Source organism: Marinobacter sp. UBA2688 (assembly GCF_002352785.1).
Taxonomy (GTDB): Bacteria; Pseudomonadota; Gammaproteobacteria; order Pseudomonadales; family Oleiphilaceae; genus Marinobacter; species Marinobacter salarius.
In genome coordinates, this window is the sequence record NZ_DELU01000026.1 from 254,790 (window position 1) to 273,894 (window position 19,105).

Below are 19,105 nucleotides of genomic sequence, written 5' to 3' on the forward strand. Positions count from 1 at the left end.
TGCCCGGCGGAGGTGATGAAAAAGGTCAACGACAACATCATATCCTGGGGCGAAATCGGCGAACTGTGCACCCGTGGCTACAGCGTAATGCTGAAGTACTGGAACAACGACGAGAAAACCCGCGAAGCCATCGACGACGCCGGCTGGATGCACACCGGCGACCTGGCCACCATGGACGAAGACGGCTACATCCAGATTGTCGGCCGCATCAAGGACATGGTCATCCGCGGCGGCGAGAACATCTACCCGAAAGAAATCGAGGAATTCCTCTACACCCACCCCGCCATCGAGGAAGTGCAGGTGACCGGCATTCCCGACGACAAGTACGGTGAAGAGCTCATCGCCTGGGTGAAACTACGCCCCGACGCAGACCCGGTCACCGGCGACGAGCTGCGGGAATTCTGCAAAGGCAAAATAGCCCACTTCAAGATCCCCAGGAACTACAAGTTCGTGGACGAATTCCCGATGACCGTCACCGGGAAGATCCAGAAGTTCAAGATGCGGGAGATTTCGATTGAGGAGATGGGGTTGAAGAAGTAACGCCCCTCCTCCAGTCCGCTCTTACCTCAGACCCCAGCCATGTGCTGGGGTTTGTGCCTGGTGTATTCTGTGTATACGCTTTTGGAAATGTCGGAATCATGCGGGGGGCCTGTAGCAGTCTGGAGTTATACGAACCGGATCGAAAAACTCCGGCGGTAGCCGTTTTGGACTCCGATTACCATTTGATTTTAAATAGTTTTCTGGGTCAGAAAGGGACGGCTACAATTGGAATTATACGAATGCGTGTTATGCGAACGCGTTCGTGTAACACGCTGTTAAATTCTTTTGCCGCACCCTCGCTAACTATGATGTAATACCTTGTAGTAATCCGCATTGAGGGTACAGTTATGAGTGTCACTACCGTTCGTCTTCAGGCAGAAGTTGAACAGCACCTGGAAGTAATTGCCGGCAGACTCCACCGAAGTAAAGGCTGGGTGATTAATCAGGCGCTATCAGAATACATTGAAAAGCAACAGCGTGAGCAGGAGCGTTGGCAGCAAACGCTAGAGGCAATGGAATCGGCCGCCCAAGGAAAGGTAGTTGATGCTAGCGAGGTCCATGGTTGGCTCAACAGTTGGGGAACCGAAAACGAGCAGGATGCGCCGAGGTCAGGTAAGTGAAACTGGTTTACACGGACGAAGCCATTGAAGATTTGAAGCGCCTCAGGGAGTTTATCGCAGTTCACAATCCTCCTACGGCAGGCAGGATAGCCGCAGAACTGGTTAGCAAAATCGAATTACTCCCAGACTTCCCCAGAATGGGAACACCGGTTGAATTGGCGCCGGTACCTGATTCCATCCGCGACATGGTTTTTGGCAAGTACGTTGTCCGCTATTCCGTACATGTGAGTACCATCATCATTCTAAGGGTATGGCACGAGCTAGAAGGCGAACGATAGCCATTTAACCAGTGGCTCTTGTCGGACGTGCCTACGCTGGCGCTCCGGCACGTCGCAAAGCCAAGGCGTTACAAAGCAAGGGAGAGTGTGCGGTTATGATCGCCAGGGAATGGAAGTGCCGAGTGCCTGAAGCCCACAGTGCGGGGTTCACGGGCTATCTTTACGAAACCGGCATCAAGGATTCGTCTGCAACACCAGGCTTTCTCGGTGCTCAAATCTTCCGTCGATCATTGCCCGCCAAAATAGAACTTACCCTCATCACTTACTGGGACAAGCTGGAGTCCATCAAGGCGTTTTCTGGCAACGATATTTCGCGGGCACGCTTGTACCCAGAGGATGAGGTTTATGAGCTTGAGCCTGACCTTTCGGTGCAGCACTATGAGGTCATTGAGCATCAGTTTTCGGCAGAGCAGCGGGGGTAAACGGCCGCTGTCCCGGTTTATAGGTGCGACACCGACCAGTGCCAGTGCTGCAATCTCTTTTCGGTTCAATGATCGGAGTTCCGGGAGCTCACTGAGGAGGGTGTAGGCGAGCACGCCGATGGCTTGGGCGTAGCGCATTGGAGAGCGATATCAAGGTTCGAGTTATCGCTTGAGAGTCATGCAGCGCTACGCACTTGTTACCGGTCTCTCGAATGAGGAGCCTGCCATCATCGAGCTGCTGCATGAAGGCCCCCAGCGGCCACTGGCATCAACAATCTCTACAATTCAAATACACTCAGGCGTTGAGGGTTCGCCCCGGTTCCCGAGCAGCACATTCCGCCAACGGCCCGGAAAACTGCTTCATTATCGCAGAATCGAAATCACCCATCCTGTGTGCCAGAGACTTGTCGGTTAACCCACATATTTCCTTCGAAGATTGCCCGCCGCTGGACTACCTCTTGGTTCCAGGTGGGCGGGGGACGCAGAAAGAAGTCTACAACGAAGCCCTAACAGGTTTTGTGCGACGGCAGGCTGAACACTGCCAGGCGCTGTTATCGGTGTGTACCGGGTCTTTCATTCTCCATGCTGCAGGCCAGTTGTCTGGTAAAAAAGCGACCACCCATTGGGCGTCACTTGAACGCCTGAGAGCCTTGGGTGATGTTGAGGTCATAGAAGAGCGCTTTGTTGAGGATGGCAGTATCTGGACATCGGCCGGTATCTCGGCGGGTATTGATCTCATGCTGGCGTTTATCGCGCGCACTTTCGGAGAGCAAATAGCGGGTGACGTGCAGTTCAGTTCTGAATATTTTCCTGCTACAACCCGTTATGGAAAGGTTGAGCAACACCCTGATGCGCCGACGTACTTGAGGCGTAGCAGACTCCATTGTCGTAACCACTAATGCTCGAAGCAGTTCGCGGGCGTCATACACAAAATGCATCAAGGACAGACGCGTGCTCATAACTGAAACACCCAGATTGTTACTGCGTGAGTTTTCATCCGGTGATGTGGACGCACTTGCGGAGATTATTGGTAACCCGAAGGTCATGGAGTTTTCGACCAATGGACCATGCACCGAGGATGATACCCGGCAGTTTATCGACTGGTGCCTGGACTCATACCGGGATAATGGTTTTGGTCAGTGGGCTGTTGTTGATCGTCTTTCCGGGGCGGTTATTGGTTTCTGCGGATTGAGCCACGTAGAGCTTGATGGCGCTCAGGAAATAGAGGTCGGCTATCGCCTTGCACCAAGCGTTTGGGGGCAAGGCCTGGCGTCAGAGGCTGCGGAGGCGGCGTTGGAGTACGGCTTCTCGCACTGTGGCATTGACTCGATCATAGCGATCATCGCAACCCGCCACGTCGTTTCTGCTGGTGTGGCGGAGAAGGTGGGGTTCAGAATTGATACCCGCACCAAATACCGTGGCTGGGACGTTATCATTTACCGCAAACGCCATGCGGCGAGTGCCTGAGCCACATAGCCCTTACCGGCCCTAAGGAAGCGAGCGCGCACAATGGAATTGGTGACGAGAAGGTTTGTTCTCCGCGATTTCGGGGATGGGGATACGGCCGCTTTTGAGGCATACCACAACGATCCTCGCTCTCAGGAATTCTATGGGGCCGAGCAAGCCAATCCCGAGCATGCTCGCGAGCTCATTGACCTATTCAAGGCATGGGCGGCTGAGCAGCCACGGCTGAACTATCAACTCGCCATCATTTTACGGGACGCCCCCCAAGTGCTTATTGGCTGCTGTGGGCTGCGATGTGCGAATGCGGAAGCAGGAACTGCGGAATTGGGAATCGAACTAGCGCCGGAATACTGGGGGCGATACACGTATGCCTTGGAGGTCATGCAAGCCTTGGCGGTGTTTGGCTTTAACTCGCTGCAACTGCATACAATCTATGGTGGCACGGTCGGCGCAAACTCACGCATAGCGAGGCTGGTAGAAGCGTTTGGCGCGACGGCCGTCACACGACCGGCCCCCGACTGGATGTCAAACAAGGGCTGGGCAAATGGTTGAGTTAGCTACCCACCAACTGGGCTTCTTGGGTATTGGATCGGCCTGAGAGAATCTGGGCATTACTGCGTCTTACTGGAAGAGCCTTGACCTGTACAAACTTTGACCACCCACCCTAAAGACCTAAACTAACTAGTGACTCTGATTCGAGCTGGAGAGTCTTGCCCCCGGAGATTCACAAGGCGGTGTTGCTGCGCTGGTCATCGTCGGTTTTTGCTGGATGCATACAGAACCGGGGCAGGTTCAGCGCTGGCCTCGTCTGGCGCTGGAAGCCATCGTTTAGCATTGAAAAAGGAACTTCAAAATGGCTAGCAAAGATAAAGCGAATGATGAATCACCTCTCTCTGCCTCCCAGGTTGCCGAACGTTTCGACAGAAGTCCGAAGGGCACAATACCGAAAGACCTGCAGTCCATGCTGCTGCCGGAACCAAAGCCCTACAAATATAAAGGGCTTGAAGCCAAACGAGACGCAAGGTCTGACGAAAAACCTACCGCGCCAATGATGCCCAAGTGGTTTGGGGCAAGCTCCGTACCTTGCAGGGACAAGCTGGCAAAACCGCCTCGTGTTCTTCTGAACGGAAAGGATCTTAGGCCTCTTACGGTTTTCAATCCGGAGGACCGCAGGATTTACAACGACATCAGCTACCCGTGGGGGACCATTTGCAAGGTTCTGACGTCGTCCGGCTCAGGATCGGGCGTCATTGTTGGCCCCAGGCATGTGCTGACGGCAAGCCATGTGGTCGACTGGCGCTCAAATGGCGCAGGTACCGTTGAGGTTCATCGATCCGGCGGTTCAGTCCGTGCTATCACCGCCATCACCCGGGTCTGGTTCTATACAAAAGTGACCGGCAGCGTTGGCTGGTTTGAACTTGACGAGGACTATGCCGTTCTGGTCACGGCTGATCGTATTGGCGATCTATTTGGATGGATGGGCACGCGAACGTACAACAGCTCATGGGATGACGAACCTTACTGGTTCAATATCGGCTATCCCGGCAGTATTGGTAGCGCTTTGCGCCCAACCTTTCAACGCGACAAGAAGCTGAATGAGCCCTGGCATGATCTCGGCCCCGCTCGATCCATGGAGACTCACGCGGACATAACGCCCGGAAATTCCGGCGGCCCGATGTTCGCTTTCTGGAGCGACGGTCCCTATGTTGTGGCGGTTGTATCTGCTGAAGATTCAGACGAAAACTGGTGCGCAGGAGGTTCCTGGTTAACCAAGCTTGTGCGCCATGCACGGGATCAGGATGCGTAACCAGTAACTGAAGACCATTTTCCGGAAACGGTACTAACAGAAGGGCCAGGTTTGGCCCTTCTGTTAGTTGTGGCTGTGGTGTATGGCCTCATACATTGCGTTGATGTAATATTTCCCGATAAACAACAAACAACGCACACCCTGGAAGCCAGTTCAAGGATGATATGCCATGACATGGAGCGATCTGCGTAGTCCTCCCGCAATTCCCTCGCACACTTCAAGCAGCCCAAAAGGAAAGAACGCCGAAACATCATTTGGCCTTCGAATGCTGCTATTTTTCTTCCGCTAAAAAGACACAAACCAAGGAACTTCAATGGCAGTCATCGGCATTGATTTGGGCACCACCAACAGTTTGGCAAGTGCCTGGAAAGAAGATGGACCTGTAATCATCCCGAACGCTCTTGGCGAATGGCTTACCCCTTCCGTGGTGAGTGTGGACCGCAGTGGTAATGTGCTGGTGGGCCGGCCTGCCAAGGACCGCCTGGTGACCCACCCTCACGCCACGGCGTCGCAATTCAAGCGGCTGATGGGCACGTCCGAACGCCTTGCCCTGAACGGGAACAGCTACTCCCCGGAAGAGCTTTCAGCGCTGGTTCTCAAGCAGATCAAAGCCGATGCAGAAGCCTTTCTCGGGGAACACGTCGAAGAAGCCATCATCAGTGTCCCTGCCTACTTCAACAATAACCAGCGTACCGCTACGCTCACTGCAGCACGGCTTGCCGGCCTGCACGTTGAACGCCTGATAAACGAGCCAACGGCCGCTGCCCTGGCGTATGGGTTGCGCGAGCAGCGGGACGAAAGCACCTTTATCGTGATCGATCTTGGTGGCGGCACCCTGGATGTCTCCATCCTGGAGAAATTCGATGACCTGCTGGAAGTACACGCTACCAGCGGCGACAGTTTCCTCGGCGGTGAGGACTTCACCCGGGCACTGGTGGCGGGGGTACTGGCAAAGTGGGAACTTGGCAGTCAGAAACTGAGCCGGGAAGAGCGGGCACATGTCTACCGCGTCTGCGACCAGGCCAAGGCCGCGCTTTGCGAGGACGTTCAGGTTGACGTGAAGGCATCCATCGGCGGCCAGTCGCTCGCAACTACCGTCACTCGGGATGACTTTCTGGGATATAGCGCCGGCCTGCTTGATCGTCTTCGCGCCCCACTCGAGCGAGCGGTGCGGGACTCCGGTTTGGGTCGCGAAGGATTTGATGAGGTCATCATTGTCGGCGGGGCATCCCGCATGCCCATGATCAAGAACGCTGTCGGGCGTATGTTTGGGCGCATCCCTTCTGCCAATCTCGACCCAGACCTTGTTGTTGCTATGGGCGCGGGCATCCAGGCGGCTCTTAAACAGCGTAACCAGGCTCTGCGGGATACCGTGCTGACGGATGTCTGCCCCTTCAGCCTGGGCATCGAATCGGCGCAGACGCTGGAACAGGGCACTCGCACTGGCTTTTTCTCCGTGCTCATTCCGCGCAATACCGTGATTCCCGCCAGTCGGGTCGACCGCTTCTACACGGTGTCTGACCATCAGAAACAGGTTCAGCTGCATGTCTACCAGGGCGAGCAGAGACTGGTCAAAAACAACATCAAGATTGGCGAGATGACCGTTCCCGTTCCACCCAAACCTGCTTCCGAGGAAGCCGTGGATGTCCGCTTTACCTACGACATCAACGGCATACTCGAAGTGCAGGCAGAGGTTCTGAGCACCGGGGTCAAGGATCGCCTCATCATTCGCAACACGGCGACCGAGCTCTCGGACGTCGATATCGAACGTGCCTTGAAGCGGCTGGACTCGCTCAAGTTTCATCCGCGGGAGGACAGCGCCAACATCGCGGTGATGATGGAAGCGGAACGAATGTTTTCTGAAGCCCTGGGGGAACAGAGACAATTGATCAGCGACCTGATCATGGAACTGGAAAACGCGATGGACTCTCAGGATTCGCAACGGGTGGACACGATACGTACTGCCGTTGAACAACGCCTGGATGCTATCCGCAAACAATGGGGAATGTGGTGAACGCCTGGGAATATCTCGGCATCGAGCCGAACAGCGACAAGCGCACGATCAAGCTCGCTTACGCACGACGAGCAAAAGAGTGCAATCCAGAGGACAAGCCTGACGAGTTCATGACGCTACGCCAGGCCTACGAGACAGCCCTGAAGGCTATTTCGGCACCGTCGCAGGCCGATCCTGCTTCCTCATTGGCGACGCCAGCAGCCTCAACCACACCCTCGCCGTCTTCCCAACTCGAGCCGCAACCGATCTCAGAGCCTCAGCCGGCGTTGGCCGAACGCCCGGCGGTTGATGCCCGAGAGGTCCGGCACCTGGCAGACGAAATCGCAGCCATGATTCAAAAAGCGGAGGACACATCAAACCTCGAAGCGATGGAAGCGCTCCTGAACAATCCGCTGCTCGAATTCCCGGGTATTCGAGATGACATCGGCCATTATGTTCTCAATGTGCTTTGGCAAAAAATCTCCGAAGCCTCCCCCCGATGCTGTCCACTGGACCGAACCGTACTTCTGACATTGGACCGCACATTCGGCTGGAGCAACGACTACCGGCACGTGCCGGGCCTGCCCATGGACAATATTTACCTGCTTCTGGACGCCGCCCATGCCAGCGAAATCAAGAACAGTGAACGTTTAGGCTGGAGATGGCTTGGCCGCTTGCTGGCGAATTCGAGGGGGCGTATCTCCCGGCTGGAGTGGCTGTTTGCTTTTCTGGTGCTGGTGTTAGGGACGAGCGCGACGCTAGGCCTTGTTCAGGGAGTGATGAATCTGCTGCCCGGGACCTCCTACCACGCAGATATTTTCCTGATCGTTGCTTTGCTGGCGGCCATCTCCTTCTTCTGCTTTACCGTAAAGCGCAGCGTGGATGCCGGGGTAAACCCGATTGCGACCCTGATTTTCGGCTTTCTTTTCCCAGTTACGCTGCTTTTCTTTATTGCGGGGGTACCCAAAGAACACGCACGGCACGAAGACCCGAGGATAAAATTCACAGACCCACTCGATATAGCATTCTGGGATGTCCGAGGAGACGAAAAGCGCTACGGCGTGGCGCAGCGGTTTGGTGTTTTCTTCAAGAAGCTCTCACCTCGGTTTCTCTGGGGTCTTGGAGGCTATCTGATTGTCGGCATAGGGGTTATACCGATACTGACGCTCTGACCGGACACGATCCAGCAATCAGATTCGGATCGCGAAGACAGAACAAGAGTGCGGAAATGCACCTGACTGATGCAGAAGTAGTTATGTTGAAAAACCATAAAACTAAAAGAGGATATAGGATGGTTACTATGCGACTTGGTGTACTTGGTTGTTCGTTGTTAGTCCTCTCGGGCTGCGGCGCATTACCACAGTCTATTGAGATGGAAGATAGCCGAAACAAGATATTCTCAAGTGAGATAGTTGTTGCCATCCAAGAAACGCCAGGCTTCCTTTTTACTACCCCTGACATCGCACTTTTCGACACATTGACGTGGTATTCCGAAAGGCCGGACAGCATGCCTAGCTGGAAAGGAATCACGTCATTCAATGAAATCCCGGATTTCACAGCTGAGGTGAGAGAGAAATTTATAACCGCAGTAGGCAGTGAGAGGCCCTATTCCTTCAGGCTTGCCAACAAGGTGGAGCCGACGGTTGATTCTGATGATTTCAGCAGGCTGACCTCCCAGTATGATGCACCATACATTCTTGAGTTCAGGACTAAATACGGCTCTTTTGCACACGGCCCCCTGAGCTGGAATACTTTTTTCCTGAATTATATTAGCGATGCAACACTGGTGCGCACTAATGATGGGAAGGCGGTATGGCGTGCCACTTGCACAGTCAAAGCATCGGAGTCCGATTTGCTGGGTGTGCCCGCTGAGGATGTTCTTGATGGCTCTGGGGAAGACTTCAGGGCGGCCGCTGACTATGCGACATCCTCATGTGCCGAAAAACTGTCTGAGTCTTTCATCAACGGATAAAAGATTCACTTATCCCATTTTCCCGGTTCGACCTGTGTTTTGGTCGAACCGTTACGCACATCATTGGCAAACCGGGACAGGTTTATTTCCTTACCGCATCGAGAAAAATCGCTCGATTGTCGAAATCCGCGATGCCTGATCGACTACCCGATGAGCCTATTAAAGGTTTTTGATGAAACGACAATCGGGAGAAACACCATGAAATACATGCTGCTGGCCTACGGAAACGAAGAAAAATTCAACAAGATGAGCAAAGACGAGCTGGCCGAGATTGGGGAGAAGTGCAAGAGCTTTGACGCCGAGATGCAGGCGGCGGGCGAGGTCACATGGGGCGGGAGCCTGAGCTGGGACTCAAAGTCGATGCGCCTCAAGGACGGAAAACTGATAGTCACCGACGGGCCGTTCGCGGAAACCAAGGAAGTCGTGGGCGGTGTGGTGATCATCGAAGCGCCGGACTTCGATGCAGCGGTTAAGCTCGCCTCGCTGCACCCGGCAGCGCGCATGGGCGAGAAGTTGGGCTGGGGCATCGAGCTCCGCCCGATAAACTTCTGCCTCGCGATCCGCGAGGCAGCTTCTAACGTCCGTCGTCAGGAGTAAGGCTCATTCAGTTATGGCAGAATTATTGGAATTTCAGACCGAACGACTACGTTTGCGCCAATGGCGCGAGAGTGATCTCGAGCCGTTCGCCGTTCTAAACGCCGACCCAAAGGTTATGGAGTTCTTCCCCGAGCCGCTGGGTGGGCATGCAAGCAACGAGATGGCGGAGACAATTCGTTCGCTCATCAAACAACGTGGCTGGGGGTTCTGGGCGGTAGAAGTCAAGGGCGCCGAGCCCTTTATTGGCTTTTGCGGGCTACACGTCCCCGTTGCGGCGATGCCGTTTTCTCCGTGTGTGGAGATTGGTTGGCGCCTATCGTTCGCCCACTGGGGGAATGGCTATGCGTCAGAAGCTGCTCGCGGTGCCCTGGATATGGGGTTTCAACAGCTGGGGCTTTCTGAAATTGTCTCCTTTGCCACCGTTGGCAATCTGCGATCACGCGGTGTCATGGAGCGCATCGGCATGACGTACAGTGGCGAGTTTGAACATCCCAGTTTGCCCGAGAGTAGCCCGTTGCGGCCACATGTGCTTTACCGGTTGCAACGAGAGCAGTGGGAAGTAGAAAAGCCTAACCATTAGCCCCAGTTTGTACTGGACTTACCCTGGAGCACGCCATGTCAGAAATCACCAACACCCCCACTCCGCCCTACTATGCTGTCATTTTCACCAGCCACCGCACCGAGGGCGACAACGGCTACGGCGAAATGGCCGAGCGAATGGCCGAATTGGCGGCACAACAACCCGGCTACCTGGGTATGGAATCCGCCCGGGAGGGGCTGGGCATTACGGTGTCCTACTGGGAAAGCCTTGAGGCCATTCGCAACTGGAAGCAGAACGCGGAGCATCAGGAGGCCCAGCGGCGCGGCCATCAGCAATGGTATTCCAGTTTCCGGGTGCGGGTTGCGAAGGTTGAGCGGGAGTACGGTATTTGACCGGCGCCCCCCTCATACACCACTCTCAATCGCCACACTGGAACGCATCACGGCCTTGTCCCGGCCCGGTGGCGCGCCAAACAGTTTGCGGTAATCGCGGCTGAACTGGGACGGACTTTCATAGCCGACCTGGTAGCCAACACTCGCCACTTCCTGATCGCTTAACAACAGCCGCCGGGCTTCCTGCAGGCGCACCAACTTTTGGAACTGCACAGGCGTTAAACGGGTGATGCTCTTGAAATGCCGGTGGAAGGTCGCCGGGCTCATACTCGCCATTGCCGCCAGCTCGGCCACCCGGAAGGGCTGTTGGTAGTTCGCCTGCATCCAGGCCGTTACCCGGCCAATGCGGGCGGTGTCGCTGTCCTTCAGGCCGATCTGCTGCAGAGCCGGCCCCAGCGGCGAACGCAATATACGCCAACAGATTTCCCGACGGACAAGCGGCTCCAGAACTTCACGATCGTCCGGTTGATCAAGCAACCGGAGCAGGCGAATGACAGGATCGTACAGGTCATCCGGCATCCCGGCCGTGACCAGTGCCGGTTGTTTTGGGCCCCGATACGCCATTTCCGGATGGGTCACCAGCAGCTCGGAAATCATCGCCGGATCAATCGACAGGCTCAGCGCCAGATACGGCTTATCGGGGGAGGCCTGCACGATCCGGGAGTTCACTGGCACATTGACGGACGCCAGCAGGCACTCGCCCTGGCGATAATGAAAAGCCGACTCCCCAACCGCCGTTACCTTGGCCCCCTGCAATACGATGCAGAACGAGGTCTGATAAAGGGCTCGGATGGTGCCGCTGGGTTCCAGGGCGTGGGTCAGGCGTAAACCGTCGATCGCGCTCTCCGGGCCATGGGTCTGCCATTGCTGCTCGACAAGATCACGGAGCCGGCTCAGGGATGGGTTGTCCGGTTGCATTGGTATGACGTTGGGCTGGGCGGTCATGGCGGTCTCCTGTTCTGATGGGATCATAGACTGTCCGGCGCCGCACTTCAGCAGGGGCATCCCCAGGCTGATATCAGGTTGCGAGGATTGTGCAATCCTCTGAGAGTTTCCGCCAGCTCGATTGGCCGTGCGTCGCCTAGTATGAACCCACGGCCCTGCTCCGGCAGGTTCATCCATAACGAAGAGGTGATCGGCTATGACAACTCCCAACTTACCCCAATCCACCCATGACGCACCCCTGCGCCTGCGGACGCTAGGCAACTCGGGGCTGTTTGTATCGGAACTGTGCCTGGGCACCATGACCTTCGGCGGCGGGGACGACATGTGGGGGCTGATCGGCCAGTTGCAGCAGGAACAGGCCGATCAGCTGATGAAGACGGCCTTGGAGGCGGGCATCAACTTTATCGATACCGCCAACGTGTACGGTGGTGGTGCCAGTGAACGCATCGTGGGGCAGTCCCTGAAGAATCTGAACGTTCGCCGCGAAGATGTCGTACTGGCCACCAAGGTGCTCGGCCCTATGGGTGAAGGCCCCAACGCCCGTGGTGCCTCCCGTGGCCACATCATGAGCGAGTGCAAGGCCAGCCTGCAGCGACTGCAAACCGACTACATCGACCTGTATCAGATCCACGGCTTCGACCCGGCCACGCCGATAGAGGAGACCCTGGAGGCGCTGAATTCCCTGGTGCAACACGGCCACGTCCGTTACGTCGGCCTGTCGAACTGGGCCGCCTGGCAGGTGATGAAAGCCGTTGGCATTACACGCACCCGCCGCCTGTGCCCGATTCTGTCACTGCAGGCTTACTACACCCTCGTGGGCCGGGATCTCGAACGGGAAGTGATCCCCATGCTGGAGTCCGAAAACATCGGCCTGATGGTGTGGAGCCCACTGGCGGGCGGCTACCTCTCCGGCAAGTACGAGGGGCCGGACGTCTCCGAGGAGAGCCGGCGCGCCAAGTTTGATTTCCCGCCTGTCAACCGGGAGCGTGGCAGTGCTGTCATCGCCGTGATGCGGGAGATCGCCATCAGCAAGAAGGTCGACGACCAGCCCGTCAGTGTGGCTCAGATTGCGCTTGCCTGGCTGCTGCACCAGAACGCCGTAACCAGTGTGATTGTCGGGGCCAAGCGGGTAGACCAGTTGCGGGACAATCTCCTGGCGGCACAGGTCCGGTTCTCAGCCGACGAACTGGCAGCCCTGGATGAGGTCAGCCGCCTACCGACGGAGTATCCGGGCTGGATGCTGGAGCGACAGGGGGAGTATCGGGCGCATATGAAGGCGTGATATGCGGCGCTGCCCCGGCGTTACAGGTCGGGGCAGGCTGTTTTACTTGAAAGCAGTTAGACTCCGCCTATTCAGCCACCTCGACCCCACTACCACCCATTTCCGAAGGCACATCCTTCAGTTTCGGAAGGCCATCGCGGATTCGCAGCACAGCCTCCTGATAGTGAACATGCACACCGGGCTCATAGGGGAACTCCGGAATGATCCCAGCGTAGACATCCGTCAGCCCCATGGAAGGGTGCTCGGTGAACAGGTGACCGCCACAGGTTTTGCACCATTTACGGCTGCTTCCCGGTGTCTTGTTGTAGGTGCCAATGTTGTCTGAGCCCTGTTGGATGGAAACAGCGTCCGGCTTCCATAGGGTGAATGCGTTCACCGGGCTGGCCGACCAGTGCCGGCAGGATTCGCAATGGCAGTAGCCCATGGCTTCCGGATTACCCCTGACGGTTAACTGGACCGCCCCGCAAAAACAGCTTCCGTGGTAGACCTTTTCTTCGTTCATGACACATCCCCCTCATTGATTCCGTCACTTGTCTCCCTATTCATTGAAGCTGACCGGCCTTTGCGGCCGGGTGTTCACTTGCAGTGAGAAGATGTCCGGCCGGGCGTAGTGGCCGACGATATCAAGGCTGCGCCTTGCCGCGTTCACTTCGGTGACATCAATGTCTGCCAGCAGGAGGCCGGTCTCCTTTCGCAGGGGGCCGGCTACGATTTCCCCGGCGGGCGAAATGACCACGGAATCACCACAGTTAATCCATTCTTCCTTGTCCGGATACAGGCGGTCAACCTCCGGAAAGTCATCGGGCAGATCGCTCGTGCGTAGCACATTACCGGCGCCGAGCACCCAGCACCCGCCTTCCCTGGCAATGTGCTGAAGGGTGCGAACCCAGCGGTCGCCGCTGTCGTAGGTGGGGGCGATGTATATATCGATGCCCTGGGCGAACAGTGCGTAGCGCGCCAGTGGCATGTAGTTTTCCCAGCACACCAGTGACCCGACCCGGCCAACGGGGGTGTCGGTGACTTTCATCCCGCTGGCATCGCCGAAGCCCCATACCATGCGTTCCGGGTTGGTGGGCATGAGTTTGCGGTGGCAGTTCTGCACCGTGCCCTCGGGGCTGATGGTGATTACCGAGTTGTAGAGGGTGGCGCGGCTGGTGTCTTCGTCGCGTTCGTCGATGCCGCACACGATGGTCACCTGCATTTCCTTGGCGACCTCCAGCAGGGGCCGCAACTGGTCAGAACCAAGCTGGACAGCGTTGTCCAGCAGTCGCCGGTGCAACTGCTCCGAGAGCCCCCAATCACCGCCCGGTTTCAGCCGCCATATCCAGACGGGATAACCGGGGATGAAGGCTTCCGAGAAAACGATCAGCCGGGCTCCCTGGTTGGCGGCGTCCTGCACCAATTGCACTGCCCTTGCGATGGTCTTTTCCCGGTCCAGAAAGACCGGTGGTTCCTGAATGATGGCGAGCTTGATCATGGTATTCCCCTTTCCCGTGGTGTCTGAAATCACTATCCCCCCGGCCGGGTGCAGGCGATAGTCCAGAAAATGGAGCGCCAGCCATGCGAAAAAGGGCTAGGATGAAAGTTCGGGGCACTCACGCCGCCCAGGGAGCCAAAGCCCATGACCAACTATGGACAGTTCTGCACCGTTGCCCGGGGTTCGGAAATACTCGGGGAACGCTGGACACCGCTGGTGGTGAGGGAGCTGCTGTGTGGCAGCACACACTTCAATGAAATCCGGCGGGGGTTGCCAAGAATGTCGGCAACGCTCCTGGCTCAGCGCCTGAAAAAGCTGGAGGAAGTGGGGGTGCTTCGACGCGTGCAGGAGGGCAACAACCAGGAGTATGTGCTTACACCGGCGGGTGAGGAGCTGCGCCCGATCATCCTGGCCATTGGTCACTGGGGAGCGAGATGGATTGGCAGCCGCTTGCAGGCAAACCAGCTCGATGCCGGTTTCCTGATGTGGGATATCCGCCGTTTCGCACACATTGACGAATTCCCTTCCGATCGCAAAGTGGTCATCCACTTTTTCCTGAACGATGCCCGGCACCGGGAACGGCACTGGTGGCTGGTGGTTGCCAACGGCGAGATCGATCTGTGCCGTGAAGACCCGGGCCACGAACTGACCCTGGTAGTGGAGGCCAGCGTCGCCAGCCTGACCGAAATCTGGACCGGCGACAGTGACCCGGATGCCGAGCAGCAGTCGCACCGGCTACTTGTGCGTGGCGGCAGGCGGGATACCCTGGACCTATGGCGGTGGTTGGGGCGGAGTGTGTTTGCGTCCAGTAAAGCCCCGGTAAAATAACCCCAGCGCGTCCCGAGCCATGGCGATAGCTGGCAGTAGCTTGTCATTGCACCATCGCCATGCTTCACTTTCCGGGTTCGCACCTATGCCCCAACCGGAGACGACCCTATGTCCACCCCAGTCACTGTCAGTTCAATAATGCCATCCATGACACGGCGGCTTTGGCTGGTGTTACTTAGTGTCGCGCTGCTGGGCGGTTGTTCCTCGCTGTACTACAACACCATGGAAAAGCTCGGCTTTGAAAAGCGCGACATCCTGGTGGACCGGGTGGAAAACGCGCGGGACAGCCAGAACGATGCCCAGGAGACGTTCCGCTCGTCCCTTGAACGTTTCCAGAGCGTGGTGGACACGCCGGATACCGATCTCAAGGAGCGCTACGCCGAGATCAGCGATGCCTACGAAGACAGCAAGTCCAGCGCGGAAGATGTCCGTGACCGTATCGACAAGGTGGAAGACGTTGCAGAAGCCCTCTTCGATGAATGGGAAGACGAACTCGGTGAATACGAAAGCGACTCCCTGCGCCGCAGCAGCGAACAACAGCTTGATGAAACCCGCACCCAGTACAGCCAGTTGATCAGCCGCATGCACGATGCCGAGGAGCGCATGGACCCGGTACTGGAGGCATTTCAGGATCAGGTGCTGTATCTCAAGCACAATCTGAACGCCCAGGCGATCGGCTCGCTGGAGAATGAGCTGGTGGGTATCCGCCAGGACGTGGATGCGCTGATTCGCAATATGGAGCAGTCGATTGCGGAATCCGAGGCGTTTATCCGGCGTTTTCGTCAGTAAGTCAGAGCGACGAAGCCCTATAGCAAATGCCCCTCGGGCAACATGCGCTTATGAAGGATCCGGATAATTTCAGTTGTACCGTCTGCAGCTAACCGATAAAAAATGATATGGCTGCTCTGAGGGTATTGCTGATAGCCAGGGCTGATTTCGTGGCAGGCCCGCCCCAGGTTCGGGTTTTCGCCCAGGAGGTGGAAACACTGGTCGAACTGAAGGAGGTAATGATTTCGTTGATCTCGACCCCATTTACGTTCCGTGTAAAGTGCAATCGATCTAAGATCAGCTTTGGCCTTCCTGGAAAGCTTGAAGTTTGGCATTACCGTTTTTCGCTATCCAGCTCCTGAATGAATGAATCGTAGGAGTAGTCTTCAAAACCACTGTCCTCTCCTTCCTTAAGTAGTTTTCGGAGTGTTGTCAGACGGGTTTCAGACTCTTCAAGCAGGCGCAACCCTGCACGTACAACTTCGCTGGTCGAGCTGTATCGGCCATTTTTGAGCTGTTCTGTAATGAACGCATCAAAGTGTTGGCCTAAAGTGATGCTGGTATTCTTTTGCATCGTGACACCTCACTGGTACCAATAATTGGTATATTTTGATCTAGACTGGGGTGCATTTCAATCCGTGCGATGCCTCCCTTATCACCGCCACCCGCAGAGTCAGAGCGACAAAGTGTCGAAGGTGCCTTCGACGGCCTCCACAAAGCTGCGCTCCTATATTGAAAGGGGGCAAGTTCGTGTCTGATGCCGGGAACGCCCCGCTACGCCAAGAGCCCGGTGCGGGACGAGGAAACCTACCGTAAGAAACTGGCGATCACTCAGGGATACTTCCGGCCAGACTGGTCGGTTCTGGATCGGTTTTCCTAATCGCCCGGAAGTGACTCGTTAACTTCAATCATTGCTCAAAGGTAAAATTACAATGTGATGTCGATTTCACATGCTCCGGTTCGACTTAATTAAGAACCCATCGAACAAACGGTGCCCACGCATCGGAGGAGCAGGAAATGCTGAAATTATACGGAACACCCCCAACCCGCGCCTTGCGCGTTGTCTGGCTGCTTAACGAACTGGGCCTTGAGCACGAACTGCACCCGGTAGACCTTATGCAGGATGAGCATCACCAACAGAACTTTCTTTCTCTCAACCCTGCCGCCAAGGTGCCGGTATTGGTGGATGGGGACCTTGTGTTAACTGAATCGGCCGCAATTCAGCTCTACCTGGCCGAAAAATACCCTCAGGCCGGATTCATTCCCGAGACATTGGAAGACAGGGCACAGATGTACCGCTGGATGTTCTTCCTTGTGACCGAGGTCGAACAACCTTTGTGGCGCATCGCCCGCCACACGTTCGTTTACCCGGACGAGAAGCGAATACCTCAGGATGTCGAGCTGGCGAGACAGGAATGCCTGGAAATGATAGAGGTGCTTGAACGGCACATGTCGGAACGCGAGTTCATGGTTGGCGACCGGCTAAGCGTGGCGGATTTCAACGCGGCATATACACTGGACTGGGCCAACACAGAGGAGATGCTTGCGGGCGCTCCGCGGTTGCGGGACTATCTCAAGGCAATGTACGCCCGCCCCACAGCTCCGCCAACCATCGCTGAAGCGTTCGCTGCGATGGAAAGCAGCGGCTGAGGGTTAACAGGGGTATTGTCCACGGTCTTCGGAAACCGCTTCGCCACAATCACACCTCACTCCAGCGTGCCGCACCCAACCAGCGGCACAAGGCTGTGGCGCCTTTCGCAGTCACTTTCAATTCCCGACCTGCTTCACGCCGTCGCAGATAGTCGTTATCGAGCAGGTGGTTGCAAATCTGCTGTCCCAAAGGGCCGGCTATGTGAAACCGGCGCTCACTCCAGTCGAGACATGGGCGACACAAAGGCACGGAGTTAACAGATTGGGGCTGGCCGAACGACAAACCAATGGGCGCCAATGCTGTCTGTAGCCGGTCTGTTAGAGCGCCCCCATCAGGTTCGAGCACAATGGCTTGCTCTGCCATCAAATAGTCTGCAACGGCGACACCCAGGCGACCACCAAGATGGTCGTAACACATCCTTGCCCGCCTCATGCCGGGATCGCGTGGACCGGTATCGACCCTGGCCGGTTTCCGGCCCAACGCGGCGACCTGCATGATGCCCTCCAGCATTGTCGCTACCTCTCTTGATGCCAGGCGATGGTAGCGATGCCGCCCTTGTTTCAGCAACACCAACAACTCCGCCTCAATCAGAAGCGACAGATGTCCGCTGGCGGTCTGAGGAGAAACCCCTCCTATTCTCGCCAACTCATGCGCGGTATACGCACGGCCATCCATGAGTGCCAGCAACATGGTAGCGCGGGCAGGAACTCCCACTAGTGACGCTATTCGGGCAATTTCGTTCGTGTTCACGAGTTATGATGAGCCTTTGAATCGTTAGGCGCTGCTGATCGATCAGAAAGCCCATAATCCCGGACAACGTCCGCCACTCTCAACCGATAGTCGGAAAAGATCTCACTCCGCCCTTTGGCCTGGGCGTGACGATGGGCTTCCATGTTCCGCCATTGCGCAATAGCGGCTTCATCCCGCCAGAGCGACAGGGACAGTATCCGGCCAGGGTGCGTGAGGCTCTCGAAACGCTCAATGGATATGAAGCCGTCTATTTGTTCTAAAAGCGGCGCCAACGCGGCTGCTTCATCGAGATATTCGGCGGTTTTACCCGGGCGTGGTTCCAACTCAAATATCACTGCCAACATTTTAGATCTCCTCCACAGAGTCAGAGCAACGACGTGTTGAAGGTACATTCACGGTGCCTTCGGCGGCTTCCACAAAGCTGCGCTCTTCCCGTAGTATAAAGCGCTGGGATTCAGCGAGCGCAAAGTTCCTTTTTCCGGCCTCATCCGCCTTCAGGCGACACCGATACGATTCGTAGCTTGCAAGAGAATCAAACCCGATAAGGCCCCAGGCGATGTCGTTGGTTCCTTCCGAGGGCAGGAAGTAGCCGATCAAGTCACCGCCGCAACGCGGAATGATGTCACCCCAGTTTTTGGCGTAAACTTTAAACTGCTCTTTCTGGAAGGGGTCTATCTGATAGCGAATGACGCAAACGATGGGCATTGAAAGCCTCCTGAACCGTTAGTTTAGGCGCCTATTGTGCAACTTAATTCAATGCGAATGTTTCGCTGTGGAC

The 19,105-nt window shown here is 56.3% G+C and carries 26 protein-coding genes and 2 pseudogenes; 19 read left to right on the plus strand and 9 right to left on the minus strand.

Annotation, left to right across the window (positions count from 1 at the left end; all coding sequences use genetic code 11):
- Positions 1 to 33 precede the first annotated feature (33 nt).
- From B3M52_RS16580 to B3M52_RS16595, 4 genes and pseudogenes are all read left to right on the plus strand, one after another.
- Positions 34 to 540: pseudogene (locus tag B3M52_RS16580) on the plus strand (AMP-binding enzyme); the annotation flags it as partial.
- Between the two features lie 347 nt (positions 541 to 887).
- Positions 888 to 1,160, plus strand: a complete 273-nt coding sequence (locus B3M52_RS16585) for a CopG family ribbon-helix-helix protein (RefSeq protein ID WP_075195372.1) — start codon at positions 888 to 890, stop codon at positions 1,158 to 1,160.
- A complete protein-coding gene (locus tag B3M52_RS16590; RefSeq protein ID WP_075195373.1) occupies positions 1,157 to 1,438 on the plus strand; it encodes a type II toxin-antitoxin system RelE/ParE family toxin in 282 nt (93 codons plus the stop codon). The genes B3M52_RS16585 and B3M52_RS16590 overlap by 4 nt, the downstream gene beginning before the upstream one ends.
- Positions 1,439 to 1,560: 122 nt before the next feature.
- Positions 1,561 to 1,860 (plus strand): antibiotic biosynthesis monooxygenase family protein, encoded by a 300-nt coding sequence (locus B3M52_RS16595; RefSeq protein ID WP_226909964.1) that lies wholly within the window; start codon positions 1,561 to 1,563, stop codon positions 1,858 to 1,860.
- Between the two features lie 3 nt (positions 1,861 to 1,863).
- On the opposite strand, the pseudogene B3M52_RS20035 reads toward B3M52_RS16595, so the two are convergent.
- Positions 1,864 to 1,959: pseudogene (locus tag B3M52_RS20035) on the minus strand (IS110 family transposase); the annotation flags it as partial.
- A gap of 143 nt (positions 1,960 to 2,102) precedes the next feature.
- Between B3M52_RS20035 and B3M52_RS16600 the strand changes: the two are divergent.
- From B3M52_RS16600 to B3M52_RS16645, 10 genes are all read left to right on the plus strand, one after another.
- Positions 2,103 to 2,759: a DJ-1/PfpI family protein gene (locus B3M52_RS16600; RefSeq protein ID WP_083637187.1), complete on the plus strand. Its 657-nt coding sequence runs from the start codon at positions 2,103 to 2,105 to the stop codon at positions 2,757 to 2,759.
- Between the two features lie 52 nt (positions 2,760 to 2,811).
- A complete protein-coding gene (locus tag B3M52_RS16605) occupies positions 2,812 to 3,327 on the plus strand; it encodes a GNAT family N-acetyltransferase (RefSeq protein ID WP_075195375.1) in 516 nt (171 codons plus the stop codon).
- A 42-nt stretch (positions 3,328 to 3,369) separates the two neighbouring features.
- Positions 3,370 to 3,876 carry a GNAT family N-acetyltransferase gene (locus B3M52_RS16610; RefSeq protein WP_075195376.1) on the plus strand — a complete coding sequence of 169 codons (507 nt, stop codon included), beginning with the start codon at positions 3,370 to 3,372 and terminating at the stop codon, positions 3,874 to 3,876.
- Between the two features lie 301 nt (positions 3,877 to 4,177).
- Positions 4,178 to 5,131 (plus strand): trypsin-like serine peptidase, encoded by a 954-nt coding sequence (locus tag B3M52_RS16615; RefSeq protein ID WP_075195377.1) that lies wholly within the window; start codon positions 4,178 to 4,180, stop codon positions 5,129 to 5,131.
- A gap of 313 nt (positions 5,132 to 5,444) precedes the next feature.
- Positions 5,445 to 7,145, plus strand: coding sequence for an Hsp70 family protein (locus B3M52_RS16620; RefSeq protein ID WP_075195378.1), 1,701 nt, complete (start codon positions 5,445 to 5,447; stop codon positions 7,143 to 7,145).
- Positions 7,142 to 8,296 (plus strand): DUF805 domain-containing protein, encoded by a 1,155-nt coding sequence (locus B3M52_RS16625; protein ID WP_127402282.1) that lies wholly within the window; start codon positions 7,142 to 7,144, stop codon positions 8,294 to 8,296. The genes B3M52_RS16620 and B3M52_RS16625 overlap by 4 nt, the downstream gene beginning before the upstream one ends.
- 56 nt (positions 8,297 to 8,352) lie before the next feature.
- Positions 8,353 to 9,096: a hypothetical protein gene (locus B3M52_RS16630; RefSeq protein WP_075195380.1), complete on the plus strand. Its 744-nt coding sequence runs from the start codon at positions 8,353 to 8,355 to the stop codon at positions 9,094 to 9,096.
- A gap of 198 nt (positions 9,097 to 9,294) precedes the next feature.
- Positions 9,295 to 9,693, plus strand: coding sequence for a YciI family protein (locus B3M52_RS16635; RefSeq protein ID WP_075195381.1), 399 nt, complete (start codon positions 9,295 to 9,297; stop codon positions 9,691 to 9,693).
- A gap of 13 nt (positions 9,694 to 9,706) precedes the next feature.
- Positions 9,707 to 10,273: a GNAT family N-acetyltransferase gene (locus tag B3M52_RS16640; RefSeq protein WP_075195382.1), complete on the plus strand. Its 567-nt coding sequence runs from the start codon at positions 9,707 to 9,709 to the stop codon at positions 10,271 to 10,273.
- A 35-nt stretch (positions 10,274 to 10,308) separates the two neighbouring features.
- Entirely contained in the window at positions 10,309 to 10,626 is a 318-nt protein-coding gene (locus B3M52_RS16645) for an antibiotic biosynthesis monooxygenase family protein (protein WP_075195383.1), read from the plus strand.
- Positions 10,627 to 10,638: 12 nt separating this feature from the next.
- On the opposite strand, the gene B3M52_RS16650 is transcribed toward B3M52_RS16645, so the two are convergent.
- Positions 10,639 to 11,598 carry an AraC family transcriptional regulator gene (locus tag B3M52_RS16650; RefSeq protein WP_228712284.1) on the minus strand — a complete coding sequence of 320 codons (960 nt, stop codon included), beginning with the start codon at positions 11,596 to 11,598 and terminating at the stop codon, positions 10,639 to 10,641.
- A 169-nt stretch (positions 11,599 to 11,767) separates the two neighbouring features.
- On the opposite strand from B3M52_RS16650, the gene B3M52_RS16655 reads away from it, so the two are divergent.
- Positions 11,768 to 12,853: an aldo/keto reductase gene (locus tag B3M52_RS16655; RefSeq protein ID WP_075195384.1), complete on the plus strand. Its 1,086-nt coding sequence runs from the start codon at positions 11,768 to 11,770 to the stop codon at positions 12,851 to 12,853.
- Between the two features lie 67 nt (positions 12,854 to 12,920).
- Here B3M52_RS16655 and B3M52_RS16660 read toward each other — a convergent pair whose 3' ends face one another.
- On the minus strand, positions 12,921 to 13,355 hold the full coding sequence (locus B3M52_RS16660) for a GFA family protein (RefSeq protein WP_075195385.1): 435 nt from the start codon (positions 13,353 to 13,355) through the stop codon (positions 12,921 to 12,923).
- Between the two features lie 36 nt (positions 13,356 to 13,391).
- A complete protein-coding gene (locus tag B3M52_RS16665; RefSeq protein WP_075195386.1) occupies positions 13,392 to 14,330 on the minus strand; it encodes a carbon-nitrogen hydrolase family protein in 939 nt (312 codons plus the stop codon).
- Positions 14,331 to 14,474: 144 nt separating this feature from the next.
- Here B3M52_RS16665 and B3M52_RS16670 point away from each other — a divergent pair, with 144 nt between their 5' ends.
- Both B3M52_RS16670 and B3M52_RS16675 read left to right on the plus strand, forming a co-directional pair.
- Positions 14,475 to 15,158, plus strand: a complete 684-nt coding sequence (locus tag B3M52_RS16670) for a winged helix-turn-helix transcriptional regulator (protein WP_075195387.1) — start codon at positions 14,475 to 14,477, stop codon at positions 15,156 to 15,158.
- 147 nt (positions 15,159 to 15,305) lie between these two features.
- Positions 15,306 to 15,947, plus strand: coding sequence for a DUF2959 domain-containing protein (locus B3M52_RS16675; RefSeq protein WP_075195555.1), 642 nt, complete (start codon positions 15,306 to 15,308; stop codon positions 15,945 to 15,947).
- Positions 15,948 to 15,964: 17 nt separating this feature from the next.
- On the opposite strand, the gene B3M52_RS16680 is transcribed toward B3M52_RS16675, so the two are convergent.
- Both B3M52_RS16680 and B3M52_RS16685 read right to left on the minus strand, forming a co-directional pair.
- Positions 15,965 to 16,261 (minus strand): type II toxin-antitoxin system RelE/ParE family toxin, encoded by a 297-nt coding sequence (locus tag B3M52_RS16680; protein WP_075195388.1) that lies wholly within the window; start codon positions 16,259 to 16,261, stop codon positions 15,965 to 15,967.
- Complete coding sequence (locus B3M52_RS16685; protein WP_041334363.1) at positions 16,261 to 16,500, minus strand: type II toxin-antitoxin system ParD family antitoxin; 240 nt, start codon at positions 16,498 to 16,500, stop codon at positions 16,261 to 16,263. The genes B3M52_RS16680 and B3M52_RS16685 overlap by 1 nt, the downstream gene beginning before the upstream one ends.
- Before the next feature lie 183 nt (positions 16,501 to 16,683).
- Between B3M52_RS16685 and B3M52_RS16690 the strand changes: the two genes are divergently transcribed.
- Complete coding sequence (locus tag B3M52_RS16690) at positions 16,684 to 16,806, plus strand: hypothetical protein (RefSeq protein WP_256713578.1); 123 nt, start codon at positions 16,684 to 16,686, stop codon at positions 16,804 to 16,806.
- Between the two features lie 137 nt (positions 16,807 to 16,943).
- Positions 16,944 to 17,576 carry a glutathione S-transferase family protein gene (locus B3M52_RS16695; protein ID WP_075195389.1) on the plus strand — a complete coding sequence of 211 codons (633 nt, stop codon included), beginning with the start codon at positions 16,944 to 16,946 and terminating at the stop codon, positions 17,574 to 17,576.
- 49 nt (positions 17,577 to 17,625) lie between these two features.
- Here B3M52_RS16695 and B3M52_RS16700 read toward each other — a convergent pair whose 3' ends face one another.
- The 3 genes from B3M52_RS16700 to B3M52_RS16710 are packed head-to-tail and all read right to left on the minus strand — an operon-like array spanning position 17,626 to position 19,032.
- The gene (locus tag B3M52_RS16700) at positions 17,626 to 18,327 is read right to left on the minus strand and encodes an ArsR/SmtB family transcription factor (RefSeq protein WP_075195390.1); all 702 of its coding nucleotides are present in this window, start codon (positions 18,325 to 18,327) and stop codon (positions 17,626 to 17,628) included.
- Complete coding sequence (locus B3M52_RS16705; protein WP_036202549.1) at positions 18,324 to 18,671, minus strand: antibiotic biosynthesis monooxygenase family protein; 348 nt, start codon at positions 18,669 to 18,671, stop codon at positions 18,324 to 18,326. The genes B3M52_RS16700 and B3M52_RS16705 overlap by 4 nt, the downstream gene beginning before the upstream one ends.
- Before the next feature lies 1 nt (position 18,672).
- A complete protein-coding gene (locus tag B3M52_RS16710) occupies positions 18,673 to 19,032 on the minus strand; it encodes an NIPSNAP family protein (protein WP_075195391.1) in 360 nt (119 codons plus the stop codon).
- Positions 19,033 to 19,105: the final 73 nt, after the last annotated feature.

What these genes read in the sequence shown, in the direction of transcription:
- B3M52_RS16585 (WP_075195372.1), top strand. Translation starts at nt 888, where the DNA reads ATGAGTGTCACTACCGTTCGTCTTCAGGCAGAAGTTGAACAGCACCTG.
- B3M52_RS16600 (WP_083637187.1), top strand. Translation starts at nt 2,103, where the DNA reads ATGAAGGCCCCCAGCGGCCACTGGCATCAACAATCTCTACAATTCAAA.
- B3M52_RS16610 (WP_075195376.1), top strand. Translation starts at nt 3,370, where the DNA reads ATGGAATTGGTGACGAGAAGGTTTGTTCTCCGCGATTTCGGGGATGGG.
- B3M52_RS16615 (WP_075195377.1), top strand. Translation starts at nt 4,178, where the DNA reads ATGGCTAGCAAAGATAAAGCGAATGATGAATCACCTCTCTCTGCCTCC.
- B3M52_RS16620 (WP_075195378.1), top strand. Translation starts at nt 5,445, where the DNA reads ATGGCAGTCATCGGCATTGATTTGGGCACCACCAACAGTTTGGCAAGT.
- B3M52_RS16630 (WP_075195380.1), top strand. Translation starts at nt 8,353, where the DNA reads ATGCACCTGACTGATGCAGAAGTAGTTATGTTGAAAAACCATAAAACT.
- B3M52_RS16635 (WP_075195381.1), top strand. Translation starts at nt 9,295, where the DNA reads ATGAAATACATGCTGCTGGCCTACGGAAACGAAGAAAAATTCAACAAG.
- B3M52_RS16640 (WP_075195382.1), top strand. Translation starts at nt 9,707, where the DNA reads ATGGCAGAATTATTGGAATTTCAGACCGAACGACTACGTTTGCGCCAA.
- B3M52_RS16645 (WP_075195383.1), top strand. Translation starts at nt 10,309, where the DNA reads ATGTCAGAAATCACCAACACCCCCACTCCGCCCTACTATGCTGTCATT.
- B3M52_RS16650 (WP_228712284.1), bottom strand. Translation starts at nt 11,598, where the DNA reads ATGATCCCATCAGAACAGGAGACCGCCATGACCGCCCAGCCCAACGTC.
- B3M52_RS16655 (WP_075195384.1), top strand. Translation starts at nt 11,768, where the DNA reads ATGACAACTCCCAACTTACCCCAATCCACCCATGACGCACCCCTGCGC.
- B3M52_RS16660 (WP_075195385.1), bottom strand. Translation starts at nt 13,355, where the DNA reads ATGAACGAAGAAAAGGTCTACCACGGAAGCTGTTTTTGCGGGGCGGTC.
- B3M52_RS16665 (WP_075195386.1), bottom strand. Translation starts at nt 14,330, where the DNA reads ATGATCAAGCTCGCCATCATTCAGGAACCACCGGTCTTTCTGGACCGG.
- B3M52_RS16670 (WP_075195387.1), top strand. Translation starts at nt 14,475, where the DNA reads ATGACCAACTATGGACAGTTCTGCACCGTTGCCCGGGGTTCGGAAATA.
- B3M52_RS16675 (WP_075195555.1), top strand. Translation starts at nt 15,306, where the DNA reads ATGACACGGCGGCTTTGGCTGGTGTTACTTAGTGTCGCGCTGCTGGGC.
- B3M52_RS16680 (WP_075195388.1), bottom strand. Translation starts at nt 16,261, where the DNA reads ATGCCAAACTTCAAGCTTTCCAGGAAGGCCAAAGCTGATCTTAGATCG.
- B3M52_RS16685 (WP_041334363.1), bottom strand. Translation starts at nt 16,500, where the DNA reads ATGCAAAAGAATACCAGCATCACTTTAGGCCAACACTTTGATGCGTTC.
- B3M52_RS16690 (WP_256713578.1), top strand. Translation starts at nt 16,684, where the DNA reads ATGCCGGGAACGCCCCGCTACGCCAAGAGCCCGGTGCGGGACGAGGAA.
- B3M52_RS16695 (WP_075195389.1), top strand. Translation starts at nt 16,944, where the DNA reads ATGCTGAAATTATACGGAACACCCCCAACCCGCGCCTTGCGCGTTGTC.
- B3M52_RS16705 (WP_036202549.1), bottom strand. Translation starts at nt 18,671, where the DNA reads ATGTTGGCAGTGATATTTGAGTTGGAACCACGCCCGGGTAAAACCGCC.
- B3M52_RS16710 (WP_075195391.1), bottom strand. Translation starts at nt 19,032, where the DNA reads ATGCCCATCGTTTGCGTCATTCGCTATCAGATAGACCCCTTCCAGAAA.